Consider the following 26,886-nt stretch of genomic DNA (forward strand, 5'->3'; position numbering starts at 1 on the left):
CGTCTATTAACCGCCAATTTTCAGATCAGCCGCCTAGCGCACCTTGCCCGCCTTCCACGCCGACAGCAACTGCTCGTACTTGACCGTCTCGCCCTTCGGCTTCTCGTTGGCGAGCTTCTTCCACGGCGCGTGTTGATCGGACAACCACTTCGACGGATCGCTTTGCGCATTCAGCTCCGGCGCACACACTTTCATGCCGGCGCGTTGCAAACGGGACAACACCTGGTCCATTTCCTTCGCGAGGTTATCCATTGCGGCCTGCGGCGACTTTTCACCGGCGACTGCCGTGCCGACGTTCTTCCACCAGAGCTGTGCCATCTTCGGATAGTCAGGCACGTTGTTGCCGGTCGGCGTCCACGCGACGCGTGCCGGGCTGCGATAGAACTCGATCAGACCGCCGTACTTGTCCGCGTTCTTCGTGAAGTAGTCGCTATGAATGTCGGAGTCGCGAATGAACGTGAGGCCGACAATCGACTTCTTCAGCGACACGCTCTTTGCCGTCACGAACTGCGCATAGAGCCAGGCTGCGGCGCGCTGATTGGGCGGCGTCGACTTGAAGAAGGTCCACGAACCGACGTCCTGGTAGCCATTCTGCATGCCGTCTTTCCAGTATGCGCCGTGCGGCGACGGCGCCATGCGCCACTTCGGCGTGCCGTCAGGATTCGTGACATTGCCGGGCTTGAGCATCGACGCGGTAAACGCCGTGTACCAGAAGACCTGTTGCGCGATCTTGCCTTGTGCAGGCACCGGGCCCGCCTCGCTGAAGGTCATGCCCGAGGCCTCGGGCGGCGCGTATTTCTTGAGCCAGTCGATGTACTTGGTCGTCGCATAGACCGCCGCAGGACTGTTGGTGCCGCCGCCGCGCGACACCGACGCGCCCACCGGATGACAGCCGTCCGGCGTCACGCGTATGCCCCATTCGTCGACCGGCATGCCGTTCGGGATGCCCTTGTCGGCTTCGCCCGCCATGGAAAGCCACGCGTCCGTGAAGCGCCAGCCGAGCGACGGGTCTTTCTTGCCGTAGTCCATATGACCGTAGACTTTGTCACCGTCGATGTTCTTCACGTCGTTGGTAAAGAACTCGGCAATGTCTTCATACGCGGACCAGTTCACCGGCACGCCCAACTCGTAGCCGTACTTCGCCTTGAACTTGTCCTGCAAGTCCTTGCGCGCAAACCAGTCGGCGCGGAACCAGTAAAGGTTGGCGAACTGCTGGTCGGGCAGTTGATAGAGCTTCTTGTCCGGCGCGGTCGTGAAACTCGTGCCAATGAAGTCTTTGATGTCGAGGCCAGGGTTCGTATAGTCCTTGCCTTCGCCCGTCATGTAGTCGGACAGAGGCACGATCACGCCGTAGCGATAGTGCGTGCCGATCAGGTCGGAGTCGGAAATCCAGCCGTCGTAAATGCTTTGCCCGGATTGCATCGACGTCTGCAATTTTTCGACGACATCGCCTTCCTGAATGATGTCGTGCTTTACCTGAATACCGGTAATTTCGGTGAACGCTTTGGCGAGTGTTTTCGATTCATAGATGTGCGTGTCGATAGTTTCCGACACCACGTGTATCTCCTTGACGCCTTGCGACTTCAGTTTGGCAGACGTGTCGACGAACCATTTCATTTCGTCCATCTGCTGCTGTTTCGAAAGCGTGCTTGGCTGAAATTCGCTATCGACCCATTTTTGCGCTTCGGGCATGCCCGCTTGCGCCTGGTTCGCAAGGGCACCTGACACGATGCCTGCCACTGCGAGCGCGACGATCCGTCTCCTCTGTTGCATGGTCTTCTCCTGTGTCTTTCGTGCCCCTTGAATCTGGCCGGAGCCCGCTCGGGGCATCAGCGGAACCGGGAGTTGCCAGCCTTCATTGCATGTGTCGACTTGCTAGCCTTTCCACAGGATCGCGAGCAGAACGAGCACCGAAGCCACGAATCCCGGCCACGAATTCGAGCCTTCGGCGCTGATGCCGATCCATGCGAGGTTCACATACGCCGCCGCGAGAAGACCGATGAACAGACGGTCGCCACGCGTGGTCGAGATGGGCAGGAAGCCCTTGCGTTCGGTCGTCGGCGAGCGCAGTTCCCACATCGTCATGCCGGCCAGCATTACGACAATGCAGCCGAAGAAGAGCGCCACTTCGGGCGTCCAGTACATCCACGTGAACATCAGACTCTCCCCATCGCAAAGCCCTTCGCGATGTAGTTGCGCACGAAGTAGATCACTAGCGCACCAGGAACGATGGTCAGCACGCCCGCCGCGGACAACACGCCCCAGTCCATGCCGGCCGCGGACACCGTGCGTGTCATTACCGCTGCAATCGGCTTCGCGTTCACGGAGGTCAGCGTGCGTGCGAGCAGCAGTTCGACCCAACTGAACATGAAGCAGAAGAAAGCCGTCACGCCGACGCCCGACTTGATCAGCGGCAGGAAAATCTTCACGAAGAAAGCGGGGAACGTATAGCCGTCGATGTACGCTGTTTCGTCGATTTCGCGCGATACGCCCGACATGAAGCCTTCGAGAATCCACACCGCGAGCGGCACGTTGAACAGCATGTGCGCAAGCGCAACGGCGATGTACGTGTCGGTCAACCCGACGCTCGAATAGAGCTGAAAAAACGGCAGCAGGAACACGGCGGGCGGCGTCATGCGGTTGGTGAGCAGCCAGAAGAACATGTGCTTGTCGCCGAGAAAGCGGTAGCGTGAGAACGCATAAGCGGCAGGCAGCGCGACGAGCACCGACATCACCGTATTCATCAACACGTAGATGATCGAATTGATGTAGCCCCAGTACCAGGACGGATCGGTGAAAATGATCTTGTAGTTCTCGAACGTCACATGCTGCGGCAGTGTCGCGAACGTCGACATAGTCTCTTCGTTCGTGCGCAACGAGATCGACAGCATCCAGTACAGCGGAATCAGCGCGAACAACATATAAACGACGAGCACCAACGTGCGCATCCAGCGGTGCTTATCCTGCATGTTCGTCTCCTTCCGCAGCGGGGCCGCCTTTGCCTACACGGCTCATCCAGTTGTAGAGAATGAAGCACAGCAGCAGAATGATGAGGAAATAGATCAGCGAAAATGCGGCGGCTGGACCGAGGTCGAATTGGCCGACCGCTTTTTGCGTCAGGTACTGGCTGAGAAACGTCGTGGAATCGCCAGGACCGCCGCCTGTCAGCACGAACGGCTCCGTGTAGATCATGAAGCTGTCCATGAAGCGCAGCAGCACGGCGATCATCAGCACGCCGCGCATCTTCGGTAATTCGATGTAGCGGAACACGGCAAAGCGGCTTGCGCCGTCGATTTCGGCGGCCTGATAGAACGCATCGGGAATCGCGCGCAGGCCTGCATAGCAGAGCAACGCGACGAGCGGCGTCCAGTGCCAGATGTCCATCACGAGCACGGTGAGCCACGCGGCCGTGGGGCTCGCCGTGTAGTTGTAGTCGAAGCCGAGGCTATTGAGCCAATAACCGAGCAGACCGATATCCGGGCGTCCAAAGATCTGCCAGATCGTGCCGACCACGTTCCATGGAATCAGGAGCGGCATGGCGAGTATGACGAGCGCCGCGGATGCGCGCCAACCCGAAGCCGGCATCGCAAGCGCGAGGCCCACACCGAGCGGAATTTCGAACAGCAGCACGCAAGCGGAAAATATGATCTGCCTGCCGAGCGCGTCGCGCAGGTCGGGATCGGTCATGATGTTGCGAAACCACTCGGTGCCGACGAACACATGCTGTGTCGGGCTGATAATGTCCTGCACCGAATAATTGACCACTGTCATCAGCGGCAGGATCGCGGAGAACGCGACGCAGATAAACACGGGCACGACCAGCAGCCACGCTTTCTGATTGACGGGCTTGTTCATCTGGCCGCTCCTTCGGAGATGCGTGCGTCGATTCTTTCGTCGTTGCAGAAGAACACCGTTTCAGGCGCGGCGAGGCGCAGCCAGGCCGGTCCGTCGACCACGCGCACATGCGGCTCAAGTTTGGCGTTGAACAGATGGCCGTCGCATTGCGCTGTGACGAGTTGATAGTTGCCGAGCTGTTGCGCGCGCAATACCTGCGCCTTGACCGCACCCGCTTCACCTTCCTGTGCGAGCCGCACGAACTCGGGGCGAATGCCGAGTGTGAGCGAGCCGTTTGCATGCTCATGCGCGTGTCTTAGCGTGGCGAGTGTGTCAGTGTCCAGAGCAAGCCGTTGGGCGCCGATCCTCGCGCCTTCCGCGTCAAGCTCGATTGGGCAAAGATTCATGCCGGGACTGCCGATGAAGTAGCCGACGAACGCGTGATCCGGCCGTAGAAAAAGCGCATCGGCGCCGCCCTTCTGAACCACGCGACCGTTTGTCATGACCACGACCTCGTCGGCGAAGGTGAGTGCCTCGACCTGATCGTGCGTAACGTAAATGAGCGTGAGCTTGAGTTGCTGATGGATCTTCTTCAGCTGCCGGCGCAGCATCCATTTCATGGCCGGATCGATCACGGTCAGCGGCTCGTCGAACAGGATCGCTGCGACGTCCTGGCGCACGAGGCCGCGTCCCAGCGAAATCTTTTGCTTCGCGTCCGCTGCGAGGTTGCTCGCCTTATGCGGCAGATCCCGCGTCATGTCGAGAATGTCGGCCACTTCGTGCACGCGGTTCCGGACTTCGGCTGCCGGTATTTTGCGGTTGCGCAGCGGAAACGCGAGGTTGTCGAACACGCTCATGGTGTCGTAGATCACCGGGAACTGGAACACCTGCGCGATGTTGCGCTCGCGTGCGCCCAGCGCGGTCACGTCGCGTCCGTCGAACAGCACCTTGCCCTCTGACGGCTTGACGAGACCCGACACGATGTTCAGCAGCGTGGTCTTGCCGCAACCGGATGGTCCGAGCAACGCGTAAGCGCCGCCGTCTTCCCAGACCATGCTCATGGGTTGCAGCGCGTAGTCGTCGAGCGTCGCCGGATTCGGGCGATACGCGTGCGCGAGATTCTGAAACTCAATGCGCGCCATAGGCGGCCTCCGGACTGGACACGAGCTTCGTATCCGCGCCGAACACAAACAGTTCGTCGGGGTCGATGAATACGTCGAGTTGCGTGCCGAGTTCGATCTGATGCACGCCTTGCAACTGCGCGACGAGATCAATGCCGCCATTGAGCGTGTGCAGATGCAGATAGGTTTCCGAGCCGCTCAGTTCGGCGAGTTCGAGCCGGCATGGAACGGCGATCGAATGCGATGTCTTCGCCGCAAGACGCAAGTGCCCGGGCCGGATGCCGATGCGGCACGTGCCGTTCACAGCGGTGCCGCTATGGATCGGCACGTCGATGCCGATCGGCAGTCGCGCGCTGCCGTTACCGTTCAGTTCGCTCGTGAGCATGTTCATAGGCGGATCGTTGAAGACGGCCGCGGCGTCCACGTCGACCGGTGCGTTGTAGACGTCGAGCGTCGGGCCGAATTGCAGCACGCGGCCTTTATCGACGATTGCCGTATAGCCGCCGAGCAGCAATGCTTCAAGAGGTTCGGTGGTCGCGTACACCACGGTCGTCTTGCCGTCCGCGAAAAGCGTGGCGAGTTCCATGCGCAATTCTTCGCGCAGCTTGTAGTCGAGATTGACGAGCGGTTCGTCGAGCAATACAAGCGATGTGCGCTTCACGAGCGCGCGCGCCAGCGCGCACCGCTGCTGCTGGCCGCCTGACAGTTCGCTCGGCCGCCGCTCCAGCAGATGCTCGATATGCAGTTTTGCCGCGACTTCCTGCACGCGCCGGCGAATTTCCGCGGGGTCGGTCTTCTGAAGCTGGAGCGGCGAGGCGATGTTCTGAAACACCGTCATCGCCGGGTAATTGATGAACTGCTGATAAACCATTGCAAGGTTGCGCTGGCGCACACTCACGCCTGTCACGTCCTGGCCGTCTACGAGCACGCGGCCCGCGCTTGGCCTGTCCAGTCCCGCCATGACGCGCATTAGCGTTGTCTTGCCGGCCTGGGTAGGACCGAGCAACACATTGATGGCGCCTGGCACGAGACGCAAATTCACGCCGTACAGATACGGTTGCCCGCCAGAAACGACACTCACTTGCTCCAGTTCCAGGACCAAATTGCTCTCCTTTCGGGCGCGAGATATGTCTGGGTGTCTGCGCCAGCCGCGGAGCCGGAGCTTCGCGGAGGCGTCAATTGGTTTGCACTCTGATTACACGCAGCAAACAGAATGTCCCTTTTGTTGGTTTGCGTTTAAATCGGGGTTAACCTTACGAAAGGCGGAAATAGAGAACCTTGTCGATTTGGGTGTTCGTAAGCACGACCAGCAGCCTTCGGTTTGCTCTGGATGCCCAACAATTGGGAAGGCGATTTACGCCGCTTCCCTGTCCGATTTAACCTTTCGACTTAGGTTTACGTAATAATCGGCCACGCTGCCGTTTCGATTCACTAACCATTAAAAATGCGCAGGTCATGGCTTTTAGCGAACCAAGGTCTCCATTTTTCAGGTGGATCGTCTCTTCGGCTCAAAACCTGAGCGCCGAGAACCGGCAAATACTTCTCGCCAATCTTTTCACGCGAACGTGGTCAATCGTGTTCGCGTCGATCTGCGAAATCAGCGTCTGCGCCACGGCCTACTATCTGTATCCAAACCTGCTATATGCGAGTTGGACAGGCGCCGTTGTTGCGCTGCTCATGGTGCGTCTCTGGCTTATCTGGCTGTGTCGCCGCTGTAGTGCGCGGGATTTGCCCACGCCTACCTCCGCGTTTGTGTTCGCAAGTATTCTGTGGAGCGCGTTGTTTGGCTTCGGTAGTTTGCTGTGCAATATCAGCGGCGACGCGACGCTCTTTCTGCTTGGCAATGTATGCGCCGTCGGCGTTGTCGGCGGGCTGGCCGGACGCAATGCGGCCACGCCGCGGCTGGTCATGCTGCAGATCCTCTTTATTCTCGGTTTACTGGGAGTCGGCGCTGCGCTGTCGCCCGGCTCGGGAAAACTCGTACTGCTGTTTCAGGCGCCGTTCTGTGCCGCCGGTTTCCTGACCGTTGCGCTGCGCAGTAATCGCGATACGGTCGCGCTCCTGCTCGCGCGCGAAAACAGTCAGCGGCTTGCGCATCACGATAGCCTGACGGGCTTGCCGAATCGGGCGCGCATTAACGAACTGCTGCTGGAGCGCACGGCGGTAGGCTCGTCGCATCGCGAGCCATTGTTCGCCGTTCTATTGATCGACCTGGACGGCTTCAAGGCAATCAACGACAGCCTGGGTCATGCCGCCGGCGACCAGATTCTTCAGGAGGCCGCGGTCCGCTTGCGCGAAGTGCTGCCTGCCGCCGACATCGTCGGACGCCTTGCGGGCGATGAATTCGTGGTCATTTCAGAAGCACCCGACCCGTCCCGCGATGTCCGCGTGCTCGCGGACAGAATCGTCAAAACGTTGGCCCGGCCCTTCGCGTTGAGCGAGGCGCTCGTGCATATTGGCGCGAGTGTGGGCGTCGCGCTGTGTCCCGAGCACGCGACGACCGGGCCGCAATTGCTGATCTGCGCCGACCGCGCGTTGTATGCGGTCAAGCGCAGCGGCAAGAGCGCGTACGTCATTTTCGACGCGGAGCAACATGTATCCGACGAAAACCTGAGCCTGCTGCGCAGCGACCTTGAAGGGGCGCTGCGTTCGTTCAGCGGACTGCGCATGGAGTATCAGCCGATTGTCGATGTGGCCAGCGGCTTTGTGACGGGCCGCGAGGCGCTGATTCGCTGGAAGCATCCGACACGCGGCGAACTGTCGCCCTCGGCTTTCATTCCGACTGCCGAGCGCACCGGCCTGATCCTCGCGCTCGGCGAATGGGCGCTATTGCAGTCGTGCAAGGAAGCCGTCATGTGGCGCGACAAGGTTCCGGTTGCAGTCAATGTATCGCCGGTGCAATTGCGTGAAGAGACGTTTGCGTCGATCGTTGCGGGCGTGCTTCGCAAGACGCGTCTTCCGCCCGAGCGTCTTAACATCGAGGTCACGGAGACGGTGCTGCTGAACGACGACGTCGTGACCCGGCGCAATATTTCGCGGTTGCGTGCATTGGGTATCGGCCTCGCGCTCGACGATTTCGGCACGGGCTTCTCGACGATGTCGACGCTCGTGCGTTTCACATTCGACAAGCTGAAGATCGACAGTTCGTTCGTCAAGGAGTCGGTGCATCGGCGCGAATCTGCTGCGGTCGTGCGTGGGATCGTCGCATTGGCACGCGAGATCGGTATGCCGACCACGGCGGAAGGCATCGAAACTGAAGAGCAACTTGACTTCGTGCGCCGTTCCGGCTGCACACATGCGCAGGGTTTTTTACTCGGCAGACCGGTGCAAGGCTGCGAGATCGCGCGCATCGACGAAAAGCTGCCGGCGCAGTCGGTGAATCCGGCCTAGGCGGTTTCATGACTGCGGCGCAATACGGCGCCTTTATCCGACAGTGAGGAACACGTGGACTCGACACTCAGATTCCAGCTACGGCTCACCGTCTCGCCAGAACTTGCCGGCGCATTGCGCGCCGATTCTTCCGGCGCGGCGCATGTCCCGCTTCAACGGATTTTGCATCGGCATAACGCGACCGTAATTTGTCAGTACGACGCATTCGCGGATTATGTGAGCGAGGCGGAGCGGCTCGGCATCGAAAGATATCCGCTCTATCAGTGGACGCGCGAGACGATCGAAAACCCGGAGAAGAAAGCGAAGTACCTGCGCTCGTTCACGGTCTACGTGAATGGCGAACAGATCTACGACAAGCAAACCGCCGATGCAATGGAGACCGAACTATTGGCGCTATGCGGTGAGAGCGGCGCATCCGGCGGTATTGAAAGCGGTATCGAGCGCATTTCGAAGTTCGATACGAATCCTGCCAACAACCCACAGCCTCCCAGTCGTTAGCGTTTGACCCGTTTCATTCAACTGTCACTGTTTCGCGACTAGGATCACTGGTCAAGCCGCCAGTCCTTCCAACCCACAAAACATAGACATGTCGAACACAAAAAACGCTAAGGCTTCGCCAGCCGATCAGGGCGCTTCCATCGTTTCGCGTCGCGGGTTCCTGAAGTTCGCCGGCGCATCGAGTCTCGCTAGTGCAGCCAACGCGCTGTCAACGGCGCGCGCCGCAGGCACGACGCCGGACGGCACACCGGAGCAGGTACACCTGACCTGGGGCAACGATCCATCCAATGAAGTCACGGTGTCGTGGGCGTCGCTCGCGGCTGCCGTGAAGCCGCATTTGCGTATTGGCCGCGTTGGAGAAGGCAAACGGATCGTGCATGGCGTGCAGACTACGTACACCGACGGCCTCAACGGCGAAGTGGTATTCAACTATCACGCGCGTCTGCGCGATCTCAAGCCGGACACGAGTTACGAATACGAGGTCACGGCCGATAACGACAGCAACGCGGCGCAGCCCTTCAGCGGCAGCTTCCGCACGGCGCCGCGAGGCCGCGCACCGTTTCGCTGGACGAGTTATGGCGACCTCGCCACGCCGAATACCGGCTGGGTGCTCTCGTCGCCGCAAAGCCGGTTCGCCGTGCAGGCGGTCGAGCGCTTTCAGCCGCTCTTTCACCTGCTCAACGGCGACCTTTGTTATGCGAATCTGAACCCGACACAGCAGCCCGAAGTGTGGCGCGACTTCGGCAACAATTGCCAAACTTCAGCCGCGAATCGTCCGTGGATGCCATGCCCCGGTAATCACGAGATCGAGTTTCACAACGGCGAGCAAGGGTTCGCGTCGTACCTCGCGCGCTACGCGTTGCCTGACAATCACACGCGATTTCAGGGGCGGTGGTACAGCTTCCGCGTGAGCTCGGTGCTGTTCATTTCGCTCGATGCCGACGACGTCGTCTATCAGGACGCCGCCGCATTCGTGGGCGGGCCGGCACCGCTCGTGCCGGCAGCGAGCACCGGCAATCCGCCGATCGAGCCCGGCACGTCCTTTTATGTGCGAGGCTACAGCGGGGGCGAGCAAACGCGCTGGCTGGAGAAGACGCTCCGCCACGCGGCCCAGGACGACGACGTCGACTGGATCGTCGTGCAGATGCATCAGGACGCGTTGAGTTCTTCGAAGACGGGCAACGGTTCGGACAAGGGCATCCGCGAAGCCTGGCTTCCGCTTTTCGACCGTTATGGCGTGGACCTCGTGCTATGCGGCCACGATCACGACTATGAGCGCAGCTATCCCGTGCGCGGCTGCAATCACAACAAGGGCACCGATATCGCAACGGGTCGTCCGGTCGATACATTGCAGCCCAAGCCGGTCATGTCGGCAATATCCGCTGGGGCGTCCACATTCGATACGAGCCACGGCACCATCCACCTGATTCTCGGCGGCGGCGGCACGAGCGCACCGCTCGACGTGTATGGCCTCGACGCGGGCACCGGCCTGCCGCAAGCACGCATTTTCACGCGACCTAACCGTCCGGTTCCAGGCAGCACGGCGGGCACGTTCGTGCGAGCAAGCGCCGATGCGGTGGAAGACGCAATCTGGTCCGCGCAACGAGACACCGGCACCGGCTACGGCATCGCCGTGTTCGATCATGAGCCGGGCCATCCGGGCGGCGAGACGACCATCACGATGAACTACTATCACGCACCCGGCGCGGACCAGACGCCTACATCGAACTATGAACTGTTCGAAACCATCGAGCTGAAGAAGAAACGCAAGCGCTGACGCGCGAGCCGGGGAGAGGCAAGAAGCAAGGGGAAGGGACGGCGCGGCAGGTTTTGTTACACGTCTTACCGGTACGCGATGAGGCGGTTACAGAAGCCTTTCGAATCGCCGGTTATACTCGCGCCGTCTCATAAAAACCAAAGACCTCTTATGTCGAAGCGAATCCTGAAAATTGTGGCTGTTGCAGCGCTCACGAGCGCGGCGTCGTTGTCGGCTGTGGCCGGCGATATGAACAATGCGCTTGGCGGCGCGCTCGGCGGCGTAGCGGGTGCGGCACTGGGCGGCGCGGTCGGCGGCAGCACGGGCGCTGTGATCGGCGGCGCGGTGGGTGGCGGCGCGGGCGGCGCGGTGACGTCTAACCGCCGCGAGCGCACGGGCGCCATCGTAGGCGGCGCGCTGGGCGGCGGTGCGGGCACCGCGGCCGGCAACGCCATGGGCGGACGTGGCGGCGGCCTGATTGGCGCAGCGCTAGGCGGCGGCGCGGGCTCCGCGCTCGGCGGCAATATCTCGCGCTCGAACTCGTATGCCGACGACTACTCGCGCGATTACCGCTCGGGCAAGAAGCATCATAAGCATCGGCATTACGACTAAGCGGTACGCCTGAATGCTTCGGGACCGCACCGGCAATACACGTGCGGCCCGGAGACTTATGCCTTCGAAGATCCCGACGTAAACGCAAGCACCGCTTCCTTGAAGCGGGCGCTGCCATACACTTCTTCAATCAGGTCGTCATCGTCGAGTCGTTGTTCGACTACGATGCGGCGCAAGCTCTCCTTCACGGCTTTCTGCGTGACGGGCGAGAGCGCCATCAACCGCTCTGCGAGCGTATGCGCCGCTTCCTGCAACAGGCCAGGCGCGCAGACCTGATAGACGTATCCGCAGGCCAGCGCTTCGTCGGCCGTCAGATAGTCGGCGAGCAGCAGCATCTTTTTGACGCGCGGCGTGCCCAACGCCGCCTGGAGCCGCGCGATGTTGCGCGATGAAAGCGTATTGGACAGCGTTTTCGCAATCGGCGCGCCAAAGCGCGATGCGTCGCTGCAAACACGGAAATCGCACGCCGTGGCAAGCGCCAGACCGCCACCTACGGCCCAGCCGTCTATCACCGCGATGGTCGGCTTCGCAATTCGCTCGACCGTGCCGATCACGCGCTCGACGAACGCTTCGTATGCAACGCCGTCGCGACCATCGCGGAAGCCCGTGAAATAGCCGATGTCCGTGCCGGAGATGAAAGACTTGCCGCCGGCCCCGCGCAACAGAATGCAGCGCACGCTGATATCCGCTTCACACTTCCCGACGAGTGCGAGTAGCGACTCGTACATGTCGAGCGTCATCGCGTTGTGCCGCTCGGGTCTGTCGATCAGGATCTCCGCCGCGCCCGAAGGGTCGACGCTCAGGCTGACCAGTTCGCTCATGATGCGGCTCCGTTGATCTCCGCAAAGATCTCTTCGTTATGTTCACCGAGCAGCGGCGGATGGCGGCGCACGGTCGGCGGCGTGCCGAGCAGCTTGACGGGAAAGCCGATGTTCTTGACCTTGCCCTCGTTCGGATGATCGATTTCCATGCACATGTTGCGATGCCGGGCGTGGTCGCTTTCAAACGCTTCGGGATACGAAAGAATGGGACCCGCTGGTATGCCCGCGGCGAGCAATATGTCGACCCATTCGTTGCTGTCGCGTTTGCCGAATTCCTGCTCCAGCACTTCGATCATCGCCTCGCGATTTTTCAGACGCAGCGACACGTTGGCGTAGTCGGCATGGTCGATCAGATCCGGCCGCTCCAGCACGTGGCACAGCTTGGTCCATAGTTTCTGGTTCGTCGCGCCCATGACGAAGTAACCGTCCCGGGCCTTCACCGCCTGATAAGGCGCGCTCATCTTGTTGCTCGTGCCGAGCGGCGTCGGCGGCACGCCCGTGCCCCAGTAGTCGGACATGTCCCAGATCGAGAAGGCCATGATCGAATCGAACAGCGACGCGTCGATATGCTGGCCTTCCCCGGTCTTCTGCGCACCGATATAAGCCGACAGGAGACCGTACACTGCAAACATCGCGCAGCCAATATCGGCCACCGGCACGCCCGCCTTGACAGGCTTGCCGCCTTTGTAGCCCGTTACACTCATCACACCGGACATGGCTTGCGCCATCAGATCGAAGCCGGGCCGTGACGCCCAGGGCCCGCTTTGCCCGAAGCCTGAGATGCTCGCGTAGACGATCTTCGGGTTGATCGCCTTGATCGACTCGTAGTCGATTCGCAAACGCTGGACGACGCCGGGGCGGTAGTTTTCCACGATCACATCGGCCGTTTTGGCAAGCTTATAAAACAGCTCGCGCCCCTCGTCGCTCTTCAGGTCAAGCGTGACGGAGCGTTTGTTGCGGTTGAGATTAAGGAAGCCCATGCTGTCGGGGCCCTTCATCTTGAAGCCCATTGAACCGCGGGTCTGATCGCCTTCTGGCGGTTCGACCTTGATGACATCCGCGCCGAGGTCGGCCAGCATCATGCAGGCGAACGGGCCCGCCATGACCTGACTCACGTCCAGCACGCGAATGCCTTGCAGTGGGAGATGCGCAGATTCCGTCATGTCGAGCTTCCTCCTCGGATAAGTGGTGTGTTGTAGCTCCACTGTCGCCGAGTGCGCAGGGTGCCGCAAGAATCGCCGCGTCATGGCTGGTTTCGCCGTTCGCGAAACCGTCGCCCGTATTATGGCTAGGCGCCGCCTTCCAGCAATTGAGCCACGACGTTGCGCAGCGTTTGCTCCTGAGCGTGTCCTTCGACGCAGGACAACACGTAGCTACGCCGGGACCAGTCTGCGTCGAGCTCGACCGAAGCGAGCGAATCCTCGGGATGGAAGCTCTGTAGAACATCGGGCGGCATCAAGCCGACGCCGAGACCGTGGCGCACCATGGCGAGCATCGTGTCGAAGCCGTTCACCGTGAAGTTGTTCGGGAACAGCCGCCCGCGGCTGCGATATGCGCGCTCGACCGCGGACAGCACCGCCGAGCCTTTGCCCAGACTCACAATCGGAAGGTCGAGAATGTCGTCCACGCCCACGGGCACCCGGTCGAATGTGAAATGTGCGCGGCTATAAACCAGCACGAGCCGATCCTCCCTGTACGCGAATTTGTCCAGATCCAGAAAGCCGCTTTTCTTCTCGTAGATGCCCACGTCGATCACTTTGTCGCGCAGCAGTTGCTGCACGATCTTGCTGTTTTCCTCGACGATTTTCAGGGCGATGCGAGGGTACTTGCGCTGGATCGCGGCGATTTCACGAGCGAGGAACTGAATGACAACCGCTTTCGGCGCGCCAATGATGATGCGTCCGTCGAGCCCGTGATTGAGCGCCTGTGCGTCGCCTTCCATGCGGTCGATCAGGTTGTCGATCTGCCGGACATACGCCAGTAACTTCGCGCCTGACTCGGTGATCTCCACGCCGTGCGGCACGCGCCTGAAGAGCTTCGCGCCAAGCTGATCCTCCAGGTCCGACACGCGTCGCGACGCTGCCGCGACTGCCAGGCTCAGCTTGTCGGCAGCGCGCGAGATGCTGCCTTCTTCCGCAATGGTCAGCATCAGCCGGACGGTTGTCGTGTCGAATTTCACTTTGTCTCCACTTGTATCGAACGATGATGGGCACGCGCGCCGCCCGATAGTTTAGTGTGCCGCGGCAGGCGGCATCCGGAACCGGTGCGTCGGATGAACGCCGAGCATCGATCGCTGCATCGACCATGGCGTTCTGACGGTAACGATAACGAAAACGCTATCGCCACATACCGTTTCGACATTGGAGCTCTCGCGTTTGCGTCCGTACACTTGTCATTCAGCATGTGCATACAAGTACAGCGTCACGCTGCACCGCACATGCATACCGACAACGACGAATGGTCTTGAACGGCCATCTTGACGGAGACACGTTTTGGACAAGCCCACCAGTTCGCTCACGGCCGCCGCAGTGCGTCCCGCCCGGTTCAACTTTCGTTGGCATGTGCTCATCTGGTTGCTGATCGGCGGGATTATCAACTACATGGACCGCGCGAGTCTTTCTATCGCCGCGCCGGGCATGATCCAGGAACTTGGCCTGACGCGCACGCAGATCGGCCTGCTAGGCAGCGTATTTGCGTGGACGTATGCGGTCATGCAATTGCCGGCGGGCTGGGTGATCGACCGCTTCGGCGCGAAACGCGCTTATGCGTTCGCCATGATCTGGTGGAGCGTCGCGACGTGGCTCACCGGCGTGGTCGGTTCGATCTCCGGACTCATCGTGATGCGCGCGCTGCTCGCGGTGGGCGAGGCGCCGTGCTGGCCGACGTCGGCGAAGATCACTGCCGCGTGGTTTCCGGCGAAAGAGCGCGGCTTTGCGACGGGCGTATGGGATTCGTCTTCAAAGTGGGGGCCGGCCATCGCGCCGGCCATGCTCGTCACGCTGATGGTCGCGTTCGGCTGGCGCTCGCTCTTTCACGTGACGGGCGCTTTCGGCATTGCGTTTGCGCTGCTGTTCCTGATGTTGTATCGCAATCCGATGGACAGTAAGCGTCTCTCCAAAGACGAGCGCGAATACATCGAAGCAGGTGGCGGCGGTCACGAACGGTCGCTCGTCAATTCAAAGCTGCGGTGGCGGTCGCTGTTCGCGCGACGCAGCGTGTGGGGCATGATTCTCGGCTACTTCTGCACGATCTGGCTGTGGAATATCTTCCTCGTATTCTTGCCGCTCTATCTGCTCGACCGGTTCCATATTTCGTTCGCGCAGCTTGGCGTGTATGCGGGCATTCCCTGGGCGGGCGGCGCCCTCGGCGAGATCGCGGTTGGCTATCTTGCGAAGAAGATGGTGGACCGTGGATTCGCGTCGCCGATTGCCGCGAAACGGTTATTGATTGCGTGCTGCGCGGTGGGCGCCGCCGTGTGCGCAATTGCGTTGCCGTTCACTCACGCGTTGAACGTCACTCTCGCACTGTTCACCGTCGGGCTCGCATTCATTGCGGCCGTGGTCGGTTCGGCGTGGGCGCTGGCGGCGGACATTGCGCCGTCGTCGATGATCGCGTCTGTCAGTTCGATCCAGAACTTCGGCGGATATTTTGGCGGTGCGTTCTCGCCGGTCGTCGCTGGGTTCATCGTGGACCGTACCGGTTCCTATGCGCTTGCCTTCATCTCGGGCGGCGCCATTGCCGGATGCGCGGCACTGTTCTACTGGTTCATGGCTCGCGAACCGATTCTGGAGGACGAGGCTGTGTGAACGAGACGGCGCGAGAAAGGGGCTGTCTTGCGGGGAATGACAGGCCGAACGTCGGGAGACTGAGCAGCCACCAGGTAGTGTCTACGGCATCCAGCGAGAAAACCGCCGGATGCCGTTTCAAATGAAGATGCGCGCCGCACACCGAGATCGCTGGCGCAACCCAGGCGGCCATCCGCTCGAGCAGTCGGCGGCTATTGCGTGCCCGGTTGCCTCTGCGCGCCTGAAGCGGGCGTCACCCGAGCCGACTCCTTGACCAACTGATCGGTCATCGCAGCCGCGACAGGATTCGAGTTGCGCCGATTGATCGGCTCGCGATCCGTCACGGACGGCGGCGGCGGTGTCGGAGACGCGGGCGGCGGCGGCAACGACGGATCGAGCTTCGCGGATTCGCGGACGAGCAACTCCGTCATCAAGGCGCCGACGTCGCTGGAACCATGGCGACGCAGATCTTCATGGCTCCGCGCGTCGTCCGCATGCTGCGTGGCCTTGGATCTGGCGCTGTAGCGCTGAGGCTGCGGTTGCTGTTGAGGCTGCGATTGAGGTTGAGGTTGCACCTGCGTCTGCTGCACCTGCGTCTGCTGCGCCTGCGTCTGCGTCTGCGGTTGTACGGGTTGCGCGACTTGTGCTTGTGCTTGAGGTTGCATCTCCGCCGCTGGGATATTCGCCACTGTGGCTGCAGGTGCCGCCGTGGCTGCAGGCGTCGTCGGCATAGGCGCGGCCGGTGCGGGCGCCCGCACATCGCCGCCACTCACAATCGTGCCGCTATTGGATTTAGCGCTCGCGTTCGCATTCGCGTCCGGCGAACCAGGACGCGCGATACTGCCTGCGATCACATGGCTTTCGCCGTAGGAGCGCGACTCGGTCGTGTCTGGCGCGGTCAAGGCCGCCTCGGCTGGAGGCGCCGACTTCCTGTCCTCACGCGGATAAAATAAATAGCCGCAGACCACCAGGTCCGCTAGCACCAGACCGATAATCAACGTCTTGCCGGTATTCGTCATATCTAAACTGAAGCTTCATTCAAGGCAGTGTAAGGTCCATGATAAACGACGACTCGTTGCCTCACCGTGACGCACTCGGTTGCAAATCATGCAGGAGCGGCCAGGCGTCGACGCATTACGTGGATCGTACGAAGAGTTTCTAGAGAAGTCGGCTATTTGTCACCCGCCGTTATTCAACGTTTCGGGCCATCTTTTTTAGAAGTGTGGCGCTATTTGTAGAGGCGACTACCGGCGCTTTGCTGGTTTTCCGGAGAACCCGCAACGCATCGGGGCAATAAAGGCACGCTGGGCATTCTCTGTTACGCTGCTCGACTCATCGCCAACACGTAGAAGGAGCGTCAAATGAGCAAGGGGTATTGGGTAACCACGTATCGCAAGATCAAAGACCCGTCGAAGCTGGCGGCCTACGGTCAGTTGGCGGGCCCGGCCGTGGCCGCTGCCGGCGGCAAGTTTCTCGTGCGCGGTGTCGCGGATGAAGTTCACGAGCAGGGCCTGAAGGAGCGGACGGTGGTGATCGAGTTCCCGTCGTATGAAGACGCAGTCGCCGCGTATGATCGCGACGACTACAAGAAGGCGCTCGCGGCTTTGGGCGATGCGGTGGAGCGCGATCTGCGGATCGTCCGCGGCGCCGAGTAATTCGCTGAGAGTGCGCTAAATAGTGCTGTTTATGGCGGCCGACACCTCGACCGCCGTGACTGCACCTGGCGCAGGGCACAACAGCGCGGTCCGCAAAGACCTATTTCACCGCGCCCAACGCCAGCCCTTTCACCAGATACCGCTGCAACCACGCGAACACGATCGACACAGGCAACGTCGCGCAAAGCGTAGCGGCCATCACGAGATGCCATTCCACCACGTACTTGCCGGCGACCATATCGGTCACCTGCACGGTGAGCGTCTTGTTCTCCGGCGAGCGGATCAGCGTGTACACCACGGCGAACTCATTCCAGGCGTTGATAAACGTGAAGATCGCCGTAACGACGATTGCGGGCACGGCAAGCGGTAGAAACACCTTGAAAACGGCCTTCGTGCGACCGCATCCTTCGAGCCACGCTGATTCTTCGAGATCGCGCGGCACCGTTTGGAAATACGACGACAGCATCCACACAGCGAATGCAATATTGAACGCGGCATAAGAAACGATCACGCCGATTTTCGAATCGACGAGGTTGCCGTCGCCATAAGGAATCATGGCCGCGAGCCTGAACAGGCCGACCACCAGCAGAATAGGCGACAGCATTTGCGTGACGAGCAGGAACTGGCGATACGTTCCGCGTCCGCGAAACGGGAACCGCGCCAATGCGTAAGCCGCCGGCAAGCTCACTGCGAGCGCGAGCAGCGTCGAAAGCAAGCTGATTACCGTGCTATTGCGCAGCGCCACGCCAAAATTCGCGGCTTGCCACATATCGACAAAGTTGCTCCATTGCCAATGCACCGGCAGCCAGCGCGCCGGATACACGAAGATCTCCGAAGCAGGCTTCAATGCGGTGAAGAGCATGACGGCGAACGGGAACAGCACGACCACCACGAGCGGCGACAATGCGAGCCAGCACCACAACGAGCGTTTCGCTTTTGCGCTGAGCGTCATGACGGTTCTCCTTCTTTCGCGGGCTGCAAGCGCAGATACGCCATCGAGAAAACGAACAGCATGACCAGCATGATGAGCGAAACGGCCGCGGCCTCGCCTGGACGTCCGAGCCTGAAGCCCAGTTCATACAGATACGTGACGAGAATATGCGTGCTGTTGTCGGGTCCGCCTTGCGTCATGACCCAGATAATCGGAAACGAGTTGAACACATAAATGACGTTCAACAAGATGGTCATATTGATGAAGGGCCGCAGCAGCGGCAGCGTCAGCTTGCGAAACTGCTGCCATGCGCTGGCGCCGTCGATGCGCGCCGCTTCGTAGATGTCGCCTGGCACCGATGACAATCCGCCGAGCAGAATCGTCACGGTAAACGGAATGGAGACGAGAATGCCGACCGCGATCTCTACCGGAAAAGCGAACTCGGGCGTCGCGAGCCAGTGAATCGGTCCGCCGATCAGGCCGAGGCGCTGAAGCGTGACGTTGACCATGCCGTAGTCGTCGTTGAAGGCCCAGCGCCACACAACGGCGGTCATCGTCAACGAGACAGACCACGGCAGCATGACGATCGTTCGCGCGACGCCGCGTCCATAGAAATCCTGATTCAGCACGAGCGCAACGGGCACGGAAATCAGCACCGTGCCGCCTACTACGAACACGGTCCAGACTATCGTGCGCCTCGCTGCCGCGAGAAACGCGGGATCGCCGAAGATCGTGTAAAAGTTCTGCAGGCCCGTGAAATCGCGAATGGCGCCGAAGCGCGACACCTCATGCAGCGATTGCCAGACAATGTTGAAAATCGGATAGCTGATGATAAAAAGCGCCAGCACGAGGCTCGGCGCAATCAGCAACCAGGGCGCTTGCAGGCGTGAAGAAGCGGAACGGCTCATACGTGCTCGATCGTGAGACGCGCCTGCACAACGGAGCGGGCGCGACGGAATGGGCCGGATAGTCGATAACGGTCGATGACAGTCGATTACGGCCAGCATGATGGCCGGAATGCGCGCCGCGCGTTTCTATCCGGCTGCTATTGCAGCCGCGCGGCGCGTGTCCCGTGTGCAGCGAATTACCGCAATCTCACCGCGTAGCGCCGCTCAATGACCGAGCGACTTGTTGGCTTGCGTGGCCGCCGCATTCAACGCGTCAGCGGGCTTGGCTTTACCCAGATAGATCGACTGCATTGCGTCGGTCACGGCCTTCGCGGTGTCTTCCCAACCTGTCACGGTCGGCGCAAAGCGGGCCGTGGGCAGCAGTGCGACGAATGCTTTGGTATCCGGATCGTTGAACGCCGGGTCCGACGATTCAGCCTTGGTGGTCGGCAGGAAGCCCTCGGTCGTCGTGAACTCGACACGCGGTTCCTTCGTGAACAGATAGTCGAGGAACTTCCATGCGGACTTCTTCACCTTCGAGTTCTTGAACATCACGATCGAGTCCGTGACCGCGTAGGTGGCGTGAGTGGTGCCCATCGGAATCGGATCGATACCGTACTTCAGGTTCGGCGCTTCCTTCTTGATCTGTTTAGCGAGGAACGGTGCGGAGATCATCATCGCAACGCGGCCCTGCTTGAAGAGGTTCTGCACGTCTTCACGGCTATAGCCGGTGACGCCAGGCTGTGTCAGCCCCTGATCGATCATCGACTTGTAGAGCGTCGCGGCCTTGATGCCCGCGGGCGAGTTGAACGCCGCCTTGTTGTCCTTGCCGATTACTTCGCCGCCGTTCGTCCACAGTACATAGTAAAAGTAGACGTCCGTTTCGATTTCTTTGCCCTGCAGGCCGAAGCCGGCAATACCTTGCGCCTTCAGCTTCTTCGACGCTTCGATTACGTCGTTCCATGTTTTAGGGCCGTCGGGATAGCCGACTTTCGCAAGCAGATCCTTGTTGTAATAGAGCGCTCGTGCGGAAGCCGCAATCGGCAGGCCATAGACCTTGCCGTTGATCTCGCCCGGCGCGAGGAACGGACCAATAAAGCGGCCTTTGAAGCTTGCATCCATGTAGCCGTCGAGCGGCTCCGCCACGTCGTCCTTAACGAAGTCGAGCAGCCAGCGCGTGCCCACGATCGCGAGATCGGCGTTCGCGTTGCCGGAAATATCCGTCTGGAGTTTCTGTTGCAGCGTGTCCCAGTTCACGTCTTCGATTTTGATGGTCGTGCCGGGATTGGCTTTCTCGAAGTTGCGAGCCATCTTTTCGAAGTACGGCGCGGTTGCATCGCTGTAGTGCGCGACGGTCACGCGAACCGTGTCGGCGTGAGCCGCCACGGCAATACCTGCAAACGCGAGCGCCACGGCAACTTTGCCGAGCGCGAGGGAAGCACGGGCATGCAACGACATTTCTCTCTCCTGTGTCGACCTTAGTCAGTGCATTAGCGCTTACCAAGGTCCCATCAACGATTGGTGGGATGGTCCGCTGCCGTCGCCGGCCGCTGTGGTTGAATTGTTTGAAAAAATCCTACACGGCTAAAAATGCATTGTCACGTAGGGTCTGCGATATTTCGTTCGCGATGGTTTTGTGCATAAGATGCCTGTAGGCAAGGCATATTCTGCGCGTGGCATGCGGTGCAAAAACCCAATATTCGGGATGACGAAGTGCGACGCGGCTTCCATGCTGTAATAAATTTACAGACGATTTAGATAGACGCGGCAAGCGTGAAAAGCGAGGCGGACATGAATCGTGTGGTGTTGGTGACGGGCGCTTGCGGCGGCATCGGCAGCGTGTTGTGCAAGCGTTTCGTCGAGCAGGGCGACACGGTCCTCGCGCTCGACATCGATGTGGCGGCGCTGGAGCGCTTGACGAAGCAACTCGGCGAAACGCAGGTCAGCCCGATAGCGGTCGATCTCGGCGACGCGGCCGCGGTGCAGCAAGCCGTTGCATCCGCCGTGGAAAAACGCGGACCGGTGGATGTGCTCGTCGCCAATGCGGGCGCAGCCGAAGGTCTGACGCTGGCCACGACAGATGCCGCGAGCTGGCAGCGTGACATTCACCTGAACCTGAACGGCACCTATCACACTGTCGAGGCAGTGCGTTCGTCGATGATCGAGCGCAAGAGCGGAGCGCTAGTGCTGATCGGTTCCGTGAACGGTTTGGCGGCGCTCGGACATCCCGCGTATAGCGCGGCAAAAGCCGGGCTCATCAGTTACACAAAGGCCCTTGCTGTGGAATTGGGCCGTTACGGCATTCGCGCGAACATCGTCTGTCCCGGCACCGTGAAGACGCAGGCATGGCAGGCGCGCGTCGACAAGAATCCGCAGGTCTTCGAAGATCTGAAGAAGTGGTACCCGTTGCGCGATTTCGCAACGCCCGACGATATCGCCGACGCCGTGCTCTTTCTCGCTTCGCCAATGGCGCGTGTGATCACCGGTGTAGCGTTGCCTGTAGACGGCGGATTGATGGCCGGCAACCGTCTGATGGCTCAAGAGTTGACGCTCGAATCGCTTTGATAGAAACCGCAAGACGATGAGGAAAGCATGGCAGCAGTGCAACTGAGCGGCATCTTCAAACGCTATGGCGACACGCAGGTCGTGCACGGCATCGACCTTCATATCGACGACGGCGAGTTCGTCGTGCTCGTGGGCCCGTCGGGTTGCGGCAAAAGCACGTTGATGCGGATGGTCGCGGGCCTCGAGGAGATCAGCGGCGGCGATCTCATGATCGGCGGCACGCGCGCGAATAATCTCGCGCCGCAACAGCGCAATATCTCGATGGTGTTCCAGAGCTACGCGCTGTATCCGCATTTGTCGGTGTACGAAAACATCGCTTTCGGCCCGCGAATCCGCAAGGAGTCGCCTGCCAATTTCAAGCCGCGAATCGAGGCTGCCGCGAAGATGCTCAATCTGGGCGGTTATCTCGACCGCTTGCCGCGTGCGTTGTCGGGCGGTCAGCGCCAGCGCGTCGCGATGGGCCGCGCGGTGGTGCGCGAGCCGTCCCTGTTTCTGTTCGACGAACCGTTGTCCAATCTCGACGCGAAGCTGCGCGTGCAAATGCGCACGGAGATCAAGGCATTGCATCAGCGCCTGAAAAACACGGTGATTTACGTGACGCACGATCAGATCGAGGCCATGACGATGGCCGATCGCATCGTCGTGATGAACGCCGGGCGGATCGAACAGATTGGGCGTCCGTTGGAGCTTTACGATCACCCCGCGAATCTGTTCGTCGCAAGTTTTCTCGGCTCGCCGTCGATGAATTTCGCCGAAGGCGTTCTCGTGAACCGCACGCAAGGTTCGGGACTCGCATTGAAACTCGCGGACGGCGGCGAGATCGTGCTCGAAGGCGCGCCGGCTTCCGCGACGGTCGGCGCAAAGGTCACGCTGGGCGTGCGGCCCGAACACATCGAGACAATTACGCAGACACCCGACGTGACAATGCAAGTCGAAGTCGTGGAGCCGACTGGCGCCGAAACGCATCTGTACGGGAAGATAGGCGGCGACACGTGGTGTGTGACGACACGTCAACGTTCGAAGGTCGAGCCTGGTGAGCGCGTCACGCTGCGCTTGCCGGCCGCACATATTCACCTGTTCGATACGGAGAGTGGGCGCAGACTGGTCTGAGCCGCGTGTTGCCGATCGAAGCTGCGACCCACGCGGATTCATTTAACCCTTAAGGAACACCGGGTGTCCGCACCGAACTTGATTCCCCACATCCGCAGCGCACTCGCCAATTTGCGGCCAGCCGAACGCAAGGTCGCGGACATGGTGCTGAGCGACGTCGACTTCGCGATGCGTGCGAGCATCACTGAACTTGCGCAGCGAGCGGACGTATCGGAGCCCTCTGTCACTCGGTTTTGCCGCGCGATCGGCGCGCACGGCCTGCGCGACTTCAAGATGCAGTTGGCGCAGAGCGTGGCGGGCGGCTTGCCGTATGCGTCAGCGGCAATCGCGCGCGACGACGACGTGCAGACCTTGATGGACAAAGTGGGCGAAGCCGCCGTCGATGGCATCACGCACGCGCGCGGCGCGCTGGATCCTGCGGTGGTCGAAAGCGCGATTGCCGCGCTATCGAGCGCACGACGCGTGTTCTTCTTTGGCGTCGGCTCGGGATCGGGGCTGGTCGCGCAAGACGCGGCGTTGCGCTTCCTGCGCCTCGACATCGCCGCCACGGCTTTTACCGACGGTCACTTGCAGCGCCTGTATGCGGGCATGATGGAACCGGGCGACGTCGCCTTTGCCATTTCGCATTCCGGACGCAGCACGGAAGTGAACGAAAGCATCCAGATCGCAAAAGAGCGCGGCGCGACGACAATCGCGCTCACCAACGTCGGCTCGCGCCTAGCGTGGCTCGCGGATATACCGCTGCTGCTGCGCGTGCCGAGCCCGATCGATCCGAATACGCCCGGGGTCTCGCGGCTCGTGCATCTTTGCATCATGGACGCGCTGGCAATCGGCGTCGCGCTCAAGGCCGGGCCGAAGACGCTGGAGAAGATGCGGCATGCGAAGGCGAGGCTATCGTCGCATGAGCCGCAGACCGGCGATTAGGCGCTCAACCCGCTCCCATCCACCCAAATCTCCGCGACAACCTCAACGTCGCCGCACACAGCGTTTGCGCGGGTTCGCCCGTCGCGTCGCTGTCGAAACTGCCGCTGGGTCCCATCAACGCGAGCACGAGGCAGATGCTGCCGGTGTGGTCGAACACAGGCGCGGCCAATGTGTCGATGCCGGGCACCGGCCGGCTCAGCGCACTGTCCATGCCTCCCGCGCGAACTTGCGCGAGACGCTCCCGGTACGCTTCCTTCAGCTTTGCTCCGTGCTTGTCCGCTAGCGCATCGGCAGCGTTCGAGCCCGCCAGCCGCAAATGATCCTGCGTGAGCAGACCGGCACGCACGTCGTCCGCTACATAGGCGGAGAACACGCGGCCGATCGCCGTATTCACCAGCGACATCACCGTGCCCACCCGCAGGCTCACATGCAACGGCCGCGCCGATTCTTCCAGCCGCACGACTGTCGGTCCAAGCGGACCGAGCACCGCCATCGCGACGCTCATGGCCGTCGATGCCGCGAGTTCGACCACTTCCGGCTCCGCCTCGCGCGTGGGCGAGAGTCGCTGCAGGCCGATCAAACCGAGTTCCAGCGCCAGCGGCCCCGCGGCGAAACAGCCGGACGCATCGCGGCTCAGCAAGCCGATTTTCAGCAGACTCACCAGATGCGGGAACGCTTTCGCCGGCGGCATCCCGGCCGCAGCGGCCAGATCGCGCAGCGTCAACGGCCGCGCGGCGGCGACGAGTGCCGCCAGCAACTCGCCGGTGCTGTCGAGCGACTGGATGCCGCGCTGCGGCTTCGCATCGGCGGAAGCGGGTGGTAGAGAAGAAGTGTCGGTAGGCGCGGTCACGGTGCGGTCGATGCAAGCAGGGAAGATCCGGCGGCGAGTTCACCGCCGATGTCGCGAGCCGTTGCGAGCAACGCGCGAGCGATGGGGCCATCGACGGTCGCGTCGATGGCGCCGGTCGAGCCGATCACCGTCAACGCTAGGGCCAAATGACCGTCCGGATCGAACACTGGCGCGCTCAGGCTGCTGATGCCCGGACTCGGCGCGTCGACGCTGCACTCCAGGCCGCGCGCGCGAATCTTGTCCACCGCCGCCTGAAAGGCGGCGTCTTCGCCCGGTTTGGTGGACATGCCCGGCGCAGCGCCGGACTGATTCGCCCACATCGTGTCGAGCGTCTCGCGCGGCAGATAGGCGCAAAACACGCGTCCCGTGGACGTGGCCGGCAGCGACATCACCGTGCCCACATGCAGATTCACATGCAATGGAAACCCCGCATGTTCGTAGCGGACAATGGTCGGCCCCTGCGGCCCCGCAATGCAGATCGCGACGCTAAATCCGATTGCCTCGGCCAGCGCGGCCACGCGCGGTACGGCGGCGCGAAACGCCGGTTGATTCTCCAGATGCAAGAGGCCCAGGCGCAACGACAACGGACCGGGCTCGTAGCGGCCGGTGAGTTCGTCCCGCTTGATGAGGCCAAGGCGGCTCAAGCTGACCAGATAAGCGTGCGCCTGCCCCGGCGCGAGCTCGGCGGCGGTGGAGAGGTCCGACAGTGCCAACGGCGCGCGCGCCCGCGCCAGCGCGAGCAGCACCCGGCCGCTGACTTCGACGCTCTGAATGCCGCGCTGCGTCTTGCCGCTGTCTGTCGTCTGGCTGCCGCCCGAGCCTTCGCCCGCGGATGGTTTCGCTGCTTTGCCCACGCCCGTGTTCGTCCGAAAAAGCGTCCATGTTAACCGAAGCCCGGCTGCAAACCCTGCCTGTTCACACCGTCATGTTAGACGTTCGAGCATTTGCGTATAGCGATAGATTTCGCTATTGACAAATAAACTGACGCGGCCATAAGATGCATTCACCCCGATACACCGGCGCAGTCATAGAGTCAAAAACGGGGCGAGACAACCTCCAATACCGTCAGTTCGCGCCAAGGCGCGCCGCCGGCCGTCTCGCCTCACGTCCAACTTTTGAGGGAGACAAGCATGGCAAAGGCATTCGCATCTCAGGCCGATCTGGAAGTCAAGAAAGTCACGTGGACGCAACTGTCCGAGAACGCCTACGCGTACACGGCGGAAGGCGATCCGAATTCCGGCGTGATCATTGGCGACGACGGCGTGCTGATCGTCGACACCACCGCCACGCCGGCCATGGCGCAAGACCTCATTGCGAAGATTCGCAGCGTGACCGACAAACCCATCAAATACGTCGTGCTTTCGCACTATCACGCGGTGCGCGTGCTCGGCGCGTCGGCGTATTTCAAGGAAGGCGCGCAGGAAGTGATTGCGAGCCGCGGCACGTACGAGATGATCGTCGAGCGTGGCGAAGCGGACATGAAGTCGGAGATCGAGCGCTTCCCGCGTCTCTTTGCCGGCGTCGAAACCGTGCCGGGCCTGACGTGGCCGACGCTCGTGTTCGAAAAGGAAATGACGCTGTTCCTCGGCAAGCTCGAAGTGCGCATCGCGCATCTCGGCGCGGGTCACACGAAGGGCGACACGGTAGTGTGGCTGCCGTCGCAGAAGGTGCTGTTTTCAGGCGATCTCGTCGAATACGACGCGGCATGCTATTGCGGCGACGCCCAGCTCGAACAGTGGCCCGCCACACTCGAAGCACTGCGTGCGCTCAATGCGGAGAAGCTGGTGCCGGGCCGCGGCCCAGCGCTGACCACGCCGGAAGATGTTAACAAGGGCCTCGATTACACGAAGGATTTCGTCACCACGCTGTTGCAGCAAGGTCGCGAAGCCGTCGCACAGAAGCTCGATCTGAAAGCCGCGATGGCGCACACGCGTAAAGCAATGGACCCGAAGTTCGGGCACGTGTTCATCTACGAACATTGCTTGCCGTTCGATGTCTCGCGTGCTTTCGATGAAGCGAGTGGCATCACACATCCGCGCGTCTGGACTGCGCAACGCGACAAGGAAATGTGGGACGCACTGCAAGCCTGATCTGCATACGAATAGAAGCGAATAAAAGCAGGGAAGCACAGCAGAGCCAAGCGGAGA

Annotated in this window: 25 protein-coding genes; 10 read left to right on the forward strand and 15 right to left on the reverse strand. The window is 61.1% G+C overall.

The genetic code is table 11. From position 1 onward, the window contains the following. Positions 1 to 33 precede the first annotated feature (33 nt). The 6 genes from H281_RS0119225 to H281_RS0119250 all read right to left on the reverse strand — a co-directional run bounded on the left by H281_RS0119225 (position 34) and on the right by H281_RS0119250 (position 6,057). The gene (locus H281_RS0119225; protein WP_020068784.1) at positions 34 to 1,773 is read right to left on the reverse strand and encodes an ABC transporter substrate-binding protein; all 1,740 of its coding nucleotides are present in this window, start codon (positions 1,771 to 1,773) and stop codon (positions 34 to 36) included. A 102-nt stretch (positions 1,774 to 1,875) separates the two neighbouring features. Continuing rightward, the gene (locus tag H281_RS0119230) at positions 1,876 to 2,157 is read right to left on the reverse strand and encodes a DUF2160 domain-containing protein (RefSeq protein ID WP_020068785.1); all 282 of its coding nucleotides are present in this window, start codon (positions 2,155 to 2,157) and stop codon (positions 1,876 to 1,878) included. Next, entirely contained in the window at positions 2,157 to 2,969 is an 813-nt protein-coding gene (locus tag H281_RS0119235; RefSeq protein WP_020068786.1) for a carbohydrate ABC transporter permease, read from the reverse strand. Before H281_RS0119235 ends, H281_RS0119230 begins: the two co-directional genes overlap by 1 nt. Beyond that, positions 2,959 to 3,855, reverse strand: coding sequence for a carbohydrate ABC transporter permease (locus H281_RS0119240; RefSeq protein WP_020068787.1), 897 nt, complete (start codon positions 3,853 to 3,855; stop codon positions 2,959 to 2,961). Before H281_RS0119240 ends, H281_RS0119235 begins: the two co-directional genes overlap by 11 nt. Further along, positions 3,852 to 4,976 (reverse strand): ABC transporter ATP-binding protein, encoded by a 1,125-nt coding sequence (locus H281_RS0119245; RefSeq protein ID WP_020068788.1) that lies wholly within the window; start codon positions 4,974 to 4,976, stop codon positions 3,852 to 3,854. The genes H281_RS0119240 and H281_RS0119245 overlap by 4 nt, the downstream gene beginning before the upstream one ends. Continuing rightward, positions 4,963 to 6,057 (reverse strand): ABC transporter ATP-binding protein, encoded by a 1,095-nt coding sequence (locus H281_RS0119250; RefSeq protein WP_020068789.1) that lies wholly within the window; start codon positions 6,055 to 6,057, stop codon positions 4,963 to 4,965. The genes H281_RS0119245 and H281_RS0119250 overlap by 14 nt, the downstream gene beginning before the upstream one ends. A 353-nt stretch (positions 6,058 to 6,410) precedes the next feature. On the opposite strand from H281_RS0119250, the gene H281_RS0119255 reads away from it, so the two are divergent. The 4 genes from H281_RS0119255 (at position 6,411) to H281_RS0119270 (ending at position 11,211) form a co-directional block, all read left to right on the forward strand. Next, a complete protein-coding gene (locus H281_RS0119255) occupies positions 6,411 to 8,345 on the forward strand; it encodes a putative bifunctional diguanylate cyclase/phosphodiesterase (protein ID WP_020068790.1) in 1,935 nt (644 codons plus the stop codon). Positions 8,346 to 8,399: 54 nt separating this feature from the next. Then, positions 8,400 to 8,843, forward strand: coding sequence for a hypothetical protein (locus H281_RS0119260; protein ID WP_020068791.1), 444 nt, complete (start codon positions 8,400 to 8,402; stop codon positions 8,841 to 8,843). Positions 8,844 to 8,931: 88 nt separating this feature from the next. Then, a complete protein-coding gene (locus H281_RS0119265) occupies positions 8,932 to 10,620 on the forward strand; it encodes a purple acid phosphatase family protein (RefSeq protein WP_020068792.1) in 1,689 nt (562 codons plus the stop codon). 150 nt (positions 10,621 to 10,770) lie between these two features. Continuing rightward, positions 10,771 to 11,211: a hypothetical protein gene (locus tag H281_RS0119270; RefSeq protein WP_020068793.1), complete on the forward strand. Its 441-nt coding sequence runs from the start codon at positions 10,771 to 10,773 to the stop codon at positions 11,209 to 11,211. 56 nt (positions 11,212 to 11,267) lie between these two features. On the opposite strand, the gene H281_RS0119275 is transcribed toward H281_RS0119270, so the two are convergent. From H281_RS0119275 to H281_RS0119285, 3 genes are all read right to left on the reverse strand, one after another. Next, a complete protein-coding gene (locus H281_RS0119275; protein WP_020068794.1) occupies positions 11,268 to 12,032 on the reverse strand; it encodes an enoyl-CoA hydratase in 765 nt (254 codons plus the stop codon). Beyond that, entirely contained in the window at positions 12,029 to 13,195 is a 1,167-nt protein-coding gene (locus H281_RS0119280) for a CaiB/BaiF CoA transferase family protein (RefSeq protein WP_020068795.1), read from the reverse strand. Before H281_RS0119280 ends, H281_RS0119275 begins: the two co-directional genes overlap by 4 nt. 125 nt (positions 13,196 to 13,320) lie before the next feature. Beyond that, positions 13,321 to 14,211: a LysR family transcriptional regulator gene (locus H281_RS0119285; protein ID WP_020068796.1), complete on the reverse strand. Its 891-nt coding sequence runs from the start codon at positions 14,209 to 14,211 to the stop codon at positions 13,321 to 13,323. Positions 14,212 to 14,524: 313 nt separating this feature from the next. Between H281_RS0119285 and H281_RS0119290 the strand changes: the two genes are divergently transcribed. Beyond that, positions 14,525 to 15,838 carry an MFS transporter gene (locus tag H281_RS0119290; RefSeq protein WP_020068797.1) on the forward strand — a complete coding sequence of 438 codons (1,314 nt, stop codon included), beginning with the start codon at positions 14,525 to 14,527 and terminating at the stop codon, positions 15,836 to 15,838. A 191-nt stretch (positions 15,839 to 16,029) separates the two neighbouring features. On the opposite strand, the gene H281_RS36905 is transcribed toward H281_RS0119290, so the two are convergent. Next, complete coding sequence (locus H281_RS36905; RefSeq protein ID WP_020068798.1) at positions 16,030 to 16,836, reverse strand: hypothetical protein; 807 nt, start codon at positions 16,834 to 16,836, stop codon at positions 16,030 to 16,032. Positions 16,837 to 17,178: 342 nt separating this feature from the next. On the opposite strand from H281_RS36905, the gene H281_RS0119300 reads away from it, so the two are divergent. Continuing rightward, positions 17,179 to 17,472, forward strand: coding sequence for a DUF1330 domain-containing protein (locus H281_RS0119300; protein ID WP_020068799.1), 294 nt, complete (start codon positions 17,179 to 17,181; stop codon positions 17,470 to 17,472). Positions 17,473 to 17,572: 100 nt separating this feature from the next. Here H281_RS0119300 and H281_RS0119305 read toward each other — a convergent pair whose 3' ends face one another. From H281_RS0119305 to H281_RS0119315, 3 genes are all read right to left on the reverse strand, one after another. Further along, on the reverse strand, positions 17,573 to 18,424 hold the full coding sequence (locus H281_RS0119305) for a carbohydrate ABC transporter permease (RefSeq protein WP_020068800.1): 852 nt from the start codon (positions 18,422 to 18,424) through the stop codon (positions 17,573 to 17,575). Further along, complete coding sequence (locus tag H281_RS0119310; protein ID WP_020068801.1) at positions 18,421 to 19,311, reverse strand: carbohydrate ABC transporter permease; 891 nt, start codon at positions 19,309 to 19,311, stop codon at positions 18,421 to 18,423. The genes H281_RS0119305 and H281_RS0119310 overlap by 4 nt, the downstream gene beginning before the upstream one ends. 204 nt (positions 19,312 to 19,515) lie before the next feature. Next, on the reverse strand, positions 19,516 to 20,748 hold the full coding sequence (locus H281_RS0119315) for an ABC transporter substrate-binding protein (protein ID WP_020068802.1): 1,233 nt from the start codon (positions 20,746 to 20,748) through the stop codon (positions 19,516 to 19,518). A 333-nt stretch (positions 20,749 to 21,081) separates the two neighbouring features. On the opposite strand from H281_RS0119315, the gene H281_RS0119320 reads away from it, so the two are divergent. The 3 genes from H281_RS0119320 to H281_RS0119330 all read left to right on the forward strand — a co-directional run bounded on the left by H281_RS0119320 (position 21,082) and on the right by H281_RS0119330 (position 23,889). Then, positions 21,082 to 21,855, forward strand: coding sequence for an SDR family oxidoreductase (locus H281_RS0119320; RefSeq protein ID WP_020068803.1), 774 nt, complete (start codon positions 21,082 to 21,084; stop codon positions 21,853 to 21,855). 27 nt (positions 21,856 to 21,882) lie between these two features. Next, entirely contained in the window at positions 21,883 to 22,965 is a 1,083-nt protein-coding gene (locus H281_RS0119325; protein WP_020068804.1) for an ABC transporter ATP-binding protein, read from the forward strand. Positions 22,966 to 23,028: 63 nt separating this feature from the next. Beyond that, the gene (locus H281_RS0119330; RefSeq protein WP_020068805.1) at positions 23,029 to 23,889 is read left to right on the forward strand and encodes a MurR/RpiR family transcriptional regulator; all 861 of its coding nucleotides are present in this window, start codon (positions 23,029 to 23,031) and stop codon (positions 23,887 to 23,889) included. Between the two features lie 4 nt (positions 23,890 to 23,893). On the opposite strand, the gene H281_RS0119335 is transcribed toward H281_RS0119330, so the two are convergent. Then, positions 23,894 to 24,739, reverse strand: coding sequence for an IclR family transcriptional regulator (locus tag H281_RS0119335; RefSeq protein ID WP_020068806.1), 846 nt, complete (start codon positions 24,737 to 24,739; stop codon positions 23,894 to 23,896). Beyond that, positions 24,736 to 25,593 (reverse strand): IclR family transcriptional regulator, encoded by an 858-nt coding sequence (locus tag H281_RS0119340; protein ID WP_020068807.1) that lies wholly within the window; start codon positions 25,591 to 25,593, stop codon positions 24,736 to 24,738. Before H281_RS0119340 ends, H281_RS0119335 begins: the two co-directional genes overlap by 4 nt. Before the next feature lie 276 nt (positions 25,594 to 25,869). On the opposite strand from H281_RS0119340, the gene H281_RS0119345 reads away from it, so the two are divergent. Then, positions 25,870 to 26,829, forward strand: a complete 960-nt coding sequence (locus tag H281_RS0119345) for an MBL fold metallo-hydrolase (RefSeq protein WP_020068808.1) — start codon at positions 25,870 to 25,872, stop codon at positions 26,827 to 26,829. The last annotated feature ends 57 nt before the right edge of the window (positions 26,830 to 26,886 follow it).

Source organism: Paraburkholderia caledonica, assembly GCF_000383275.1.
In the GTDB taxonomy this organism is placed as follows: domain Bacteria; phylum Pseudomonadota; class Gammaproteobacteria; order Burkholderiales; family Burkholderiaceae; genus Paraburkholderia; species Paraburkholderia caledonica.